Source organism: Frankia sp. CcCS3, from assembly GCF_977927575.1.
Map to the genome: position 1 here is coordinate 1 of NZ_CDWRCL010000123.1, position 11,159 is coordinate 11,159.

Annotated in this window: 8 protein-coding genes; 5 read left to right on the forward strand and 3 right to left on the reverse strand. The window is 69.9% G+C overall.

The window, feature by feature from the left end:
* Nucleotides 1-163, forward strand: a 163-nt coding sequence (locus tag AC08OQ_RS12185; protein ID WP_476612053.1) for a DUF397 domain-containing protein, incomplete at its 5' end; no start/stop codon positions are given.
* 573 nt (nt 164-736) lie between these two features.
* On the opposite strand, the gene AC08OQ_RS12190 is transcribed toward AC08OQ_RS12185, so the two are convergent.
* Nucleotides 737-2,866 (reverse strand): catalase, encoded by a 2,130-nt coding sequence (locus AC08OQ_RS12190; protein WP_476601406.1) that lies wholly within the window; start codon nt 2,864-2,866, stop codon nt 737-739.
* Between the two features lie 178 nt (nt 2,867-3,044).
* Here AC08OQ_RS12190 and AC08OQ_RS12195 point away from each other — a divergent pair, with 178 nt between their 5' ends.
* From AC08OQ_RS12195 to AC08OQ_RS12210, 4 genes are all read left to right on the forward strand, one after another.
* On the forward strand, nt 3,045-5,156 hold the full coding sequence (locus tag AC08OQ_RS12195; protein ID WP_476601405.1) for an acetate--CoA ligase family protein: 2,112 nt from the start codon (nt 3,045-3,047) through the stop codon (nt 5,154-5,156).
* 111 nt (nt 5,157-5,267) lie between these two features.
* A complete protein-coding gene (locus AC08OQ_RS12200) occupies nt 5,268-6,128 on the forward strand; it encodes a prephenate dehydratase (RefSeq protein ID WP_476601404.1) in 861 nt (286 codons plus the stop codon).
* Nucleotides 6,129-6,269: 141 nt separating this feature from the next.
* Complete coding sequence (gene ftsH / locus AC08OQ_RS12205) at nt 6,270-8,198, forward strand: ATP-dependent zinc metalloprotease FtsH (RefSeq protein ID WP_462187405.1); 1,929 nt, start codon at nt 6,270-6,272, stop codon at nt 8,196-8,198.
* Nucleotides 8,199-8,492: 294 nt separating this feature from the next.
* Nucleotides 8,493-10,034 carry a WD40 repeat domain-containing serine/threonine protein kinase gene (locus AC08OQ_RS12210; RefSeq protein ID WP_476605276.1) on the forward strand — a complete coding sequence of 514 codons (1,542 nt, stop codon included), beginning with the start codon at nt 8,493-8,495 and terminating at the stop codon, nt 10,032-10,034.
* Between the two features lie 411 nt (nt 10,035-10,445).
* Here AC08OQ_RS12210 and AC08OQ_RS12215 read toward each other — a convergent pair whose 3' ends face one another.
* The gene (locus AC08OQ_RS12215; RefSeq protein WP_462187406.1) at nt 10,446-10,757 is read right to left on the reverse strand and encodes a MazF family transcriptional regulator; all 312 of its coding nucleotides are present in this window, start codon (nt 10,755-10,757) and stop codon (nt 10,446-10,448) included.
* Entirely contained in the window at nt 10,754-11,014 is a 261-nt protein-coding gene (locus AC08OQ_RS12220) for a toxin-antitoxin system HicB family antitoxin (protein ID WP_035911300.1), read from the reverse strand. Before AC08OQ_RS12220 ends, AC08OQ_RS12215 begins: the two co-directional genes overlap by 4 nt.
* Nucleotides 11,015-11,159 lie beyond the last annotated feature (145 nt).

The window sequence follows — 11,159 nt, forward strand, 5'->3', positions numbered from 1 at the left end:
CTGGAGTACTAAGGGTGAATGTGTCGAGGTTGCGTTCCTTGACGGCGGCCTTGTCGCCCTACGGGACAGTAAGGACAATGGAACCGGGCCGGCGCTGGTCTTTACCGATGCGGAATGGTCGGCGTTCGTGCATGGTGTGACGGATGGAGAGTTCACGGCCTGACAGCCGATACGGCGTCCGCAGGGCGCCAAGATAGCACTTTAACACGTCTTCACTACTGTTGCCCGTCCGTGTGGTGCTCGAAGATCGCTACCGGACGGGCAACAATCCGACCGAGCGACGAGAGATAGGGCTCCCATCGTGCCGAAAGTCCGCGCTAAATTGGATCTCAGGTCTGGTTTCTACGACGATGTCTTGAAACGTGTCGAGCGGTCCCTAGACGTTCGCCTTGACCGAACCGCGGTGGTGCGGAAGCGACGCTCAATTGGCCTCGCCAGCGATAAAGGAACCTGGGTCCGTATCGAGGTTCGGTCCCTGGAGAAGATGACCGGTCAGGGATGGAACGGAATCGAGACCTCATCGATGCTTCGTGGCGTGGCTCGGCCCGCCGCCGGTACGACGCCGGCGGACCACCGTGATCACGCGCGAACCCGGCCTCCTCGAAGACCTGACGGGCCTTGACCGTCACGATCTGGCACATCGGCACCATCGGCACCATCGGCACCATCGGCACCATCGGCAACAACGCGGCAACAACGCGGCAACGCGGCAACGCGGCAACAACGGCGCCCGGCCCTACGCGGCGACGGCCTCCAGCGCGCGGTCGAAGTGCCGGTGGGCGGCCACGGCCGTGGTGAACGCGGAACCGAAGTCGTCGAGCACGGACGGCCCCGCAAGGTCGCGGACCGTCACGACACCCCGGTCGGACACCACCGCGTCACCCTGGTCAGCGACCCGCGCGCCCGGCAAGGAGGCGATCTCGAGCAACGACACCCCTGCGCCGACCGCGCCGATCGGCTTCGCGTGCTTGTACGCCTCGCCGACGTAGTGCACGGCCTCGCCGTTGTGTGTCAGTGCGGTGACACCGCGCTCGCCCGGGGCGACGAACACCGCGTCGTAGAGGACCGAGGACATGGTCACCAGCGTTCGGTCCACCGGCAGCGCGTCGCCGGACACCGTGGCGAGCATGCCTCCGTGCGGCGCGAGAACCTCCAGGATCGCGCCCTGTTCGCGCAGCGCGGCGGTGGCCGAACGCAATGCCACCTCGTCCACGCCGTCCGCCGCGAGCACCGCGATCCTGCGGGTGGCCACCCCGCTGGGCTGGTCGGCCTGGCTCAGCGCGGGTGAGGACCGTCCGTGGTTCGGGGTGCTCTCCGGTGGCACCGGCAGCCCGAGGTTCTCGGCGACCCCGGCCGCGAGTTCGTGGTCCACCTGGGCGAGATGTCCCAGGACACGCTCCTTGATCTGGGTGTAGTCGACCTTGCCGAGCTCGAAGCTGAACGCGTCGACGATGTGCCGCCGCTCCCAGGAGGACATGCTGTTCCAGAACAGGGTGGCCTGGCTGTAGAAGTCCTTGAAGCTCTCGCTCCGCTTACGGATCTTGTTCCCGTCGACCCGCTCGGCGTAGTGCACGTACCCGCCGTGCGCCGGATCGGAGAGCACCGGGCAACCGCCGCTGATCGAGTTCGGGAAGTACGACGTCTGGCGCTGCTGGATGCGATGCTGCCCGTAACCGTCGCGGGAGTTGTTGTGCACCGCCGCGACCGGCCGGTTGACCGGCAGCTGGGCGAAGTTCGGGCCGCCGAGCCGGATCAGTTGGGTATCCAGGTAGGAGAACAGCCGGGCCTGCAGCAGCGGGTCGTTCGTGAAGTCGATGCCGGGGACGACGTTCTGTACGCAGAACGCCACCTGCTCGGTCTCGGCGAAGAAATTGTCGGGGTTGCGGTTGAGCACCAGCCGTCCCACCGGCCGCACCGGCACCCGCTCCTCAGGAATGATCTTCGTCGCGTCGAGAAGATCGAAGTCAAACGCGTGCTCGTCGGATTCCGGCACGAGCTGCACGCCGAGTTCCCACTCCGGGAACGTACCGTTCTCGATCGACTCCCACAGGTCCCGCCGGTTGAAGTCGGGGTCCTTGCCCGCGATCTTCTGCGTCTCGTCCCAGACCAGGGAGTGCGTGCCGAGCTTCGGCCGCCAGTGGAACTTGACGAAGGTCCCCTGCCCGGCGGCATCGACGAACCGGAAGGTGTGCACGCCGAAGCCCTGCATCATCCGGTAGCTGCGCGGCAGTGCCCGGTCCGACATCAGCCACATCATCATGTGCATCGACTCGGGGACGAGGCTGACGAAGTCCCACAGGGTGTTGTGCGCGGAGGATGCCTGCGGAATCTCGTTGTGCGGCTCCGGCTTCACCGCATGGACGAAGTCGGGGAACTTGATACCGTCCTGAATGAAGAATACCGGCATGTTGTTACCGACGAGATCGAAGTTACCCTCCTCGGTATAAAATTTGACGGCAAATCCGCGTACGTCCCGGACCGTGTCCGCGGAACCGCGGGAACCGCCGACGGTCGAGAACCGTACGAACACCGGGGTACGCCGGCCGGCCTCGCCCAGGCAGTGCGCCCGGGTCACGTCGGCGAGCGACTCGTACGCCTCGAAGTACCCGTAGGCACCGGCACCGCGGGCGTGGACGACCCGCTCGGGGATGCGCTCGTGATCGAACCTGGTGAGCTTCTCCCGGAAGTGGAAGTCCTCCAGCAGCGTCGGACCGCGTTCCCCCGTCGCGAGCGAGTCGTCGGTGTGTTCGACACCGATCCCCTGGTCGGTGGTCATGCGGGCGCCGTCGTCGCCGACTCGGACGGCGTCGAGCTGCTGCTGCTTCGCGTCGTCCCGCGGGAGGCGCGACGTCCCAGGATCGGTCATGATGGTCACCTCGCTGACTGCCTGATGCTGTCCGGACGTACCCGGACCTACCCGCGACGACACGAGTAAATCTCGCTTCCGGACGGCGTCGCGCCGGCGTCGCGGTCTTCCCCACCGCCGACGGGAACCGGCGACGAACCAGCGAGGAGCCAGCGAGGAACCGGCGAGGAGGCATCCGTTGCGGGAGAACCTGGCGGAGTCGCGCAGCATCGCCCGGCTGCTCCACCCGCGCACGGTCGCCGTGGTGGGGGCGAGCCGCGAGCCGGGCTCGGTCGGTCACGAGGTCTTCCGCCGGCTGCTCGCCAGCGAGTTCACCGGCTCTGTCTATCCGGTCAACGCCGCGGCAACCCATGTGGCATCCGTCTACGCCTACCGGGACCTGTGTGACGTCCCAGTCGAGATCGACCTCGTGGTCGTCGCGGTGCCGGCGCCACGGGTCGCCGAGGTCATGCGGGCCTGCGCGGAGAAGGGGGTACGCGGCGTCATTGTGGTCGCGGCCGGCTTCGCCGACGGTGGTGACGAGGGACGGGCCCGGCTCGCGGACGTTATCCGGATCGCCCGTGACGGCGGCATGCGACTGATCGGGCCGAACGCGATGGGCGTCATCAACACCGTCCCGACGGTCCGGCTGCACGCCACCTTCGCGGTCGGCGACCCCCCGCCCGGCCGGGTCGGCCTGTTCACCCAGTCCGGGGCGCTCGCGGGCACGTTCCTCACCGACGCCTCCCGGCGCGCCCTGGGCATCTCCACGTTCGTCTCGATCGGGGACCGCTCGGACGTCTCCTGCAACGACCTGCTGCGGTACTGGCGCTCCGATCCACGAACCGGCGTGGTCATGTTGCATCTGCAGAGCCTGGGCAACCCACGCCGGTTCGCCCGGATCGCCCGCGAGCTCAGCCGGCACAAGCCGGTCGTGGCACTCAAGAGCGGGCGGGAGGCCGCCCACAGCGACATCGACGCCCTGTTCAGCAGCGCCGGGGTGATCCGCGTCGACACGTTGAGCCAGCTGTTCGACACGGCCCAACTGCTGGCCTGCCAACCGCTGCCGGCCGGCCGGCGGGTCGGCATCGTCGGGACCTCCAGCGCGCTCGCGGCGCTCGCCGCCGACGCCTGCCGTACCTACGGGCTCGGCGTGCCGGCGCTGTCCGCGTCGACCTGCGCCGGCCTCGCCACGCTGGTCGGCCATCGGCACGCCACGAACCCCGTCGATCTCGGGCCGCTGGCCGATCCGGACCGGTTCGACGCCGCGCTGCGCGCGGTCGCGACCTCCGGGGACGTCGACGCGATCATCACCCTGGTTACCCCGCACGCGCAGGTCGACCGGCTGGCGAGCTCGGTGCGCGCGGTGGCCGTCGAGAGCGGCCTGCCGGTGCTCGCCTCCTTTCTCGGGCAGGATGGGATCCCTGCCCATCTGGCTGTCCGGGACGGCTCGGGTACCCCGGGCCCGGGGTCGGTGCCGTCCTACGCCTCGCCGGAGTCGGCCGCGCTCGCGCTGTCCCGCGCGGCCGATCATGCCGCCTGGCGGACCCGGGACCAGGGCAGCGTCCCTGTGCTGGCCGGCATCGGCCTGGACCGCGCCCGTGCCAAGGCCGAGCGATACCCGAAGGACGGGGCGTGGCTGCCCGATGCCGCCGTCGCGACCCTGCTGGCCGGGGTCGGCCTGCGCGCCTGGCCGAGCCGGCGGGTCGGCAACCAGGCCGAGGCCCTCGCCGCGGCGGAGGCGTTCGGGTGGCCGGTGGCGCTGAAAATCGCCGACGAACGGTTCCGCAGCCGGCTCGACGTCGGCGCCGTCCAACTCGGAGTCGACGATGCGGCCGGGCTCACGCAGGCCTGGCAGGCCATCCGCGCCGCCGTCGGGCCGGGCGACATGCTCGTGCAGCCGATGGCCCCGGCCGGGGTCTCGACCGTGGTGCAGCTGCGGCAGGATCCCATCGTCGGTCCGCTGCTCTCACTGCGCCTGGGCGGGGTCGTCGCGGACCTGCTCGTCGACCCGCTCTCCCGCACGCTGCCGCTGACCGACCGGGACGCGGCCGAGCTCATCCAGGAGATCCGCGGCAGCGTGCTGCTGCTCGGCGGCTCCGGGGCGCCCGCCGCCGACACCGACGCCCTGGCCGACCTGCTGCACCGCGTCGCCCGGCTCGGGGAGGAACTGCCGGCCATCGCCGAGATCCTGCTTGATCCGGTGCTCGTCGGCCGCCGCGGCGTCGTGCTGCTGCATGCCGGCCTCCGCCTGCTCCCGCCCGAGACGGAACCACGGACGCTGCCGCGCACGCTCGCCGCCGACGGTTGAGCCCGCTCTCGGGCACGGGGACTGTCGCCCGGGAACTGTACGGTCGAGGGGTCAACACCGGCACCGGTACGGACCCAGCCGGTACCCGATCCAGCGGATTCGAGGACATGGATGACCGCCCGACAGAGGATCGCGTTCCAGGGCGAGCGGGGAGCCAACTCCCACATCGCCTGCCGGGACGTCTATCCAGACTACGACGCGGTCCCTTACCAGACCTTCGACGAGTGCTTCTCCGCGCTGGAGGAGGGTGAGGTGGACCTGGCGATGATCCCGGTGGAGAACTCCACCGCAGGTCGGGTCGCCGACATCCACCATCTGCTCCCCCGCCCCGGGGTGCACATCATCGGCGAGTACTTCCTGCCGATCCGTCACCAGCTGCTCGGCCTGCCCGGGGTGACCCTCGACGAGGTGAAGACGGTGCACAGCCATCCCCAGGCGCTGGCCCAGTGCCGGGAGGCGCTGCGCACGCTGGGTCTGACGGCGGTCGCCCACGCCGACACCGCCGGGGCCGCCCGGGAGATCGCCGAGGCCGGCAATCCGACCAGGGCCGCGATCGCCTCCCGGCTCGCCGCCGAGGCGTACGGGCTGCAGATCCTCCAGGCCGATCTCGAGGACGCGGACCACAACACGACGCGGTTCCTGATTCTGTCCGGCGAGAACCTGCGCGCGGCCGCCGGTGTCGGCCCGATCGTCACGACGTTCTTCTTCAAGGTGCACAACCGGCCCGCCGCGCTCTACAAGGCCCTCGGCGGCTTTGCCACGAACGGGGTCAACATGACCCGTCTGGAGAGCTACATGGTGGGCGGGGGCTTCGTCGCCACCCAGTTCCTCGCCGACATCGAGGGCAGCCCGGAGGAGCCGGCCGTCGCCCGCGCCTTCGAGGAGCTGTCCTTCTACGCCGACCACCGCATCCTCGGCGTCTACCGGGCGAGCCGGTACCGGGAACGGATCAGCACCGGTTCCGGGGCCTGATCGGCCTCCGGTGGAACGCGCCCCGGCAGAAGCCCTGGTAGAAAAGGACCAGCGGCATGTTCGGACGGCCGGAGAACTACGGCCGGAGAATTGACGGCAGGAGAACTACGGACGAAGAACTTCGGACGACAGGAGAACCAGGTGATCTCCCCGGTCCGTCTCGGGACCCTCCACCCGTCCACCCAGGCGCGTCCCGGGCCACCGAAGGACACCCCACCCAAGCCGGCGCCGCCGCCGATGCCCGGCTGGCGCCGCCTGCTGCTGCCGCTGGGGCTGTTCATCACGTTCCTGCTGCTGATCGGGCCGAGCCTGTTCGCCGTCCGGCCGGAGTCGCTGACGTACTCCGAGTTCCTCGATCGGGTGAATGCCGCCGCCGTGCGGTCGGTGTCCGTCGACGACCGCGGCGCCGTCGACGGCACGCTCAAGACCGGCAAGGACTTCACCTCCCAGATCCCCACCGCCCTGGACACCGGTGATCTCACCGGCCAACTGCGGGCGAAGGGTGTGCAGATCACCGGGACACGGGCCGGCACGTCGTTCTGGTCGGTCGTGCTGAGCTTCCTGCCGCTGCTGCTGCTCATCGGGTTCTTCGTCTGGTCGGGCCGGCAGGCCCGCAAGATGGGCGGTCTGGGCGGCATCGGCATGTTCGGCCGGTCGAAGGCGAAGATCACCGAATCGGAACGGCCGGCGACCAGGTTCAGCGACGTCGCCGGGTACGAGGGCGCGAAGCAGGAGATCAGTGAGGTCGTCGACTTCCTGCGCCATCCCGAGCACTACACCCGGGTCGGCGCGCACGGCCCGCGCGGGGTGCTGATGGTCGGGCCGCCCGGTACCGGCAAAACGCTGCTCGGCCGGGCGGTCGCGGGCGAGGCGGATGTCCCGTTCCTGTCCATCACCGGTTCCGGTTTCGTCGAGATGTTCGTCGGCGTCGGGGCCTCCCGGGTGCGGGACCTGTTCGCCGAGGCCCGCAAGCGGGCACCGTCGATCATCTTCATCGACGAGATCGACGCGATCGGCGGGCGCCGGGGGGCGAACGTCATCGGCGGCAACGACGAACGCGAGCAGACCCTCAACCAACTGCTGGCCGAGATGGACGGCTTCGAGCAGGACACCGGGGTGGTGGTGCTGGCCGCCACGAACCGGCCGGAGACCCTGGACGCGGCGCTGCTGCGGCCCGGCCGCTTCGACCGCCAGGTCACGGTGCCGCTGCCCACCCAGTCCGAACGCCTGGCGATCCTGAAGGTGCACGCCCGGGGCAAGGCCCTCGCGCCGGACGCCGACCTCGACCGGATCGCCCGCGGCACCCCCGGCTTCTCCGGGGCGGACCTGGCGAACGTCGTCAACGAGGCGGCCATCCACGCGGTCCGGGACGACCGGGAGGTCGTCACCGCCGAGGACCTCGACGCCGCGCGGGACCGGATCCTGCTCGGCCGCCGCGACGCCTCGAACGCGCTGCTCCCCGAGGAGAAGAAGTCCGTCGCAGTGCACGAGTCCGGCCACGCCCTGGTGGCGGCGTTCTGCGAACACGCCGACCCGGTGGCGAAGGTGACGATCCTGCCGGCCGGGATGTCCCTCGGTGCCACCGAGCAACTGCCCGAGGCCGAGCGGCACCTGTATACCGAGGGCTACCTGCTCGACAGTCTCGCGGTCCGGCTCGGCGGCCGAGCGGCGGAGCTCGTCGTCTTCGGCCACGGGTCCACCGGGGCCTCCTCCGACCTGACCGGCGCGACCCAGCTGGCCACCCGCATGGTGCGCGAGTTCGGCCTGTCGGCCGCGGTCGGCCCGGTCGGCTACGGTACCCAGAACCCGCAGTACCTCGGCGGGGAGGAGCTGGTCAGCCGACCGTACTCGGAACAGACCCAGCGCCTGATCGACGCCGAGGTCGCCCGGCTGCTGCGCGAGGCCGAGGCGCGGGCGGTCGATCTGCTCACGACCCATCGCGACGCCCTCGACACCCTCGCCGGGATGCTGCTGGAGCAGGAGACCGTGGACGGCTCTGTGGTCGAGGCCGTCGCGCGCGGGTCCACGACCGCGGAACGTGCGCCGACGCGGGTGCCGCTGCCCGGCTGACCGCCGATGCCCGCGGTCCAGATCTCACCGCGCCGCGCCGGCGCATGTCCTCGGTGTCGAGCACGCCCTCGGCCCAAGCGTTCATCGAGGTGTGCTCGCTCCGACCTCCCGATTACAAGATTGGTGCGCTCCGTCCGTGGACATCGTCGACTCGTCCAGCACCGATCTTCGATAGCATGCCGCACTGCTGTCGGGGTGCGGCGAGCGGTCGCTAGGATCATGCATCGTGCAGGGCAAAATGGGTTTATTCGCGGCGATCGTCGGTGAACCTCGGCGTAGGGTCAGGCCCGCATCATGATTGTTGATCGGGCACGGGTGGCAGCGGCGCTTCCTGGCTACGAAATGGGTGACCAGATCGGTGCTGGCGCGTTCGGGTTGGTGCTGGCCGGCTGGCATCGCGGCCTGCAGCGTGATGTTGCGATCAAGGTGCTGGCCGCAGGGGGACATGCCAGGCTGGCGGCCGGGTTCGCCGCCGAGGCGCGGATCCTCGCGGGCCTGGATCATCCGCACATCGTTCGGGTGTACGACTACGTCGAGGCCGACGAGCTGCGTCTGATCGTCATGGAGATGCTGGCCGGCGGGACCCTGACCCGCCGCCAGGCGGGCATGAGCCAGCAGGGGGCCTGTGCGGTCGGTCTGGCGGTGGCTGGGGCCCTGTCGTGTGCGCATTCCCGGAGTGTGCTGCATCGTGACATCAAACCTGACAATGTACTGTTCGACACCACTGGTTTGTTGAAGGTAGCCGATTTCGGAATCGCGAAACTGGTGGGTGGGGTGGCGGCCACCGCGAACACGGTGATCGGGACACCGCTGTTCATGGCTCCCGAGCAGATCGCGGGGAGCCGGCTGGGGCCGGCCACAGATCTGTACGCGCTCGGGGTGATGCTGTATCTGCTGCTGGCCGGTACCGCGCCGTTCGATCCGCCCGCACAGGCGCCGTGGCGACACCACCTCGACCGCGGTATCCGGCCGCCCGCCGGGGTGCCTGCGCCGGTGGCAGAGGTGGTCCTGGGCGCGCTGGCCGAGGTCCCGGCGGACCGGCCGCCGTCCGCGCACGCGTTCGCGGTTGATCTCGCCCAGGCAGCCGCCAGCGCGTACGGCCCGGGGTGGATCGCCTCGTCGGGGATGTCGCTACAGCTCGACGGCGAGGTCCGCGCCGCCGCCGAACACCCAGCCGCGTCTACCTGGCAGCTGCCACCGCCCGCCGCCGACGGCGTATCATCTCCGCGTCCGGCGGGCAGCACTCCGCCGGACCGGGCAGCCGGCGGGAGCATCACCAGCCGTGGGCGTCACCCCCGGTCCCGTCCCCGGCCGGCCACGCCGCCGCGTCACCGCCGCGCCGCCGCCCTCGCAGTGCTGCTTCTTCTCACCGTCGCCGGTACCGTCCTCATCACCAGCGTGGCTCGCAGCGGGAATCCGCGCGAGCCCAGTGCCCGCCCACTAGGCCAACCCCTGGCTGCCCACACCGGTTGGGTGCGCTCGGTGGCGTTCTCCCCCGACGGCCGCACCCTGGCCAGCGGCAGCGAGGAGCGAACGATACGGCTGTGGGATGTCACCGACCCGACCGCCCCCCGCCCTCTCGGCCCGCCCCTAACCGGCCACACCAGCACCGTATGGTCGGCGGTGTTTTCCCCGGATTGGCACGCCCTGGCCAGCAGCAGCGCCGACGGCACAATCCGGCTGTGGAATGTTACCGACCGGTCCAACCCCCGCCCGCTCGGCCAACCCCTGACCGGCCACACAGGTGTCGTGGCATCGGTGGCGTTCTCTCCGGATGGGCGTACCCTGGCCAGCGGCAGCTGGGACAAGACGGTACGGCTGTGGACGGTGGACTGACCGACTACCTGGGCCACAACCCCACCCGCCGGGTTACCGTCGGGCGGGAGCGGCTGCGGCAGCTGCTTCACCACCACTCCATCTCCTTCCAGCGCACCCGAACCTGGAAGGAAACCACCGACCCGGACGCCGGCGCCAGGCTGGACCGCATCGAGGAAGTGACCCGCCGCTTGCCCGACCGCTGCTTTCGCCTTCGACCAGTTCGGGCCACTGTCCATCCGCCCTTGCCACGGGACCTGCCCGGCGCCACGCAAGCACCCCGACCGCGTGCACGCCACCTACCACCGCACCCACGGCATCCGCTACTTCCACGGCTGCTACTCCCTCGGTGACGACACCCTGGCCGCGCTCACAAGCATCCGCGCCTCCGGCGGACCTCGTAACCGTGATGATGCCGGGGTTGCCGTGAGGTCAACGTTCGGGCGTAGCCAAGATCTTGAACAGCATGGTGTTGGCGGTGGTGAGCGTCTGGACGTCAACCCGGCGCAGGCATTCACCCAGGGCGGCCTTGGCCACGAACGTGACCAGGCCCATCACGGCCCACTGCCCCTCCCCCAGGTCGACGCAGAACCCCTCGTCGGTGGCGTGCTCCACGACCAGGGCGACCAGCACGGTCGGCTCGTCGGCGATCTCGTTGTAGACCGTGGAGCTGAGGACCAGCACCGCCTGCGGCGCCGGCCCGATGCCCGCGGTCCAGATCTCACCGCGCCGCGGTGGCCTCACCCGGCGGCGTCGGCGAGATTGGGCAGCCCCGACACCGCGAGAGCCCGCTGGTTGGCCTCCCCGAAGGCGAGGGCCGCACCGGCCACCGCCGGGTCGGCCCTCACCCAGGCCCCATGCGCGGCGCAGCGCCGGCGCATGTCCTCGGCGTCAAGCACGCCCTCGACCCAGGCGTTCATCGAGGTGTGCTCGGCCTCGGCGTACCGCTTGACCGCCTCGTAGGCCTCATCCGAGAGCCGGAGCGTGATCGTGCGCGACATGCGCAACATGCTAGCAAGATCTGAATGCTAGCAAGATCTGACAGCAGTATCCGCCACAGCGCGGAACGCATGGTCGCACTATCCGGTCACCAAAATCGACATATTATATGTCCATTCATGTGATTCCGTTGCCCTAGTACTCCAA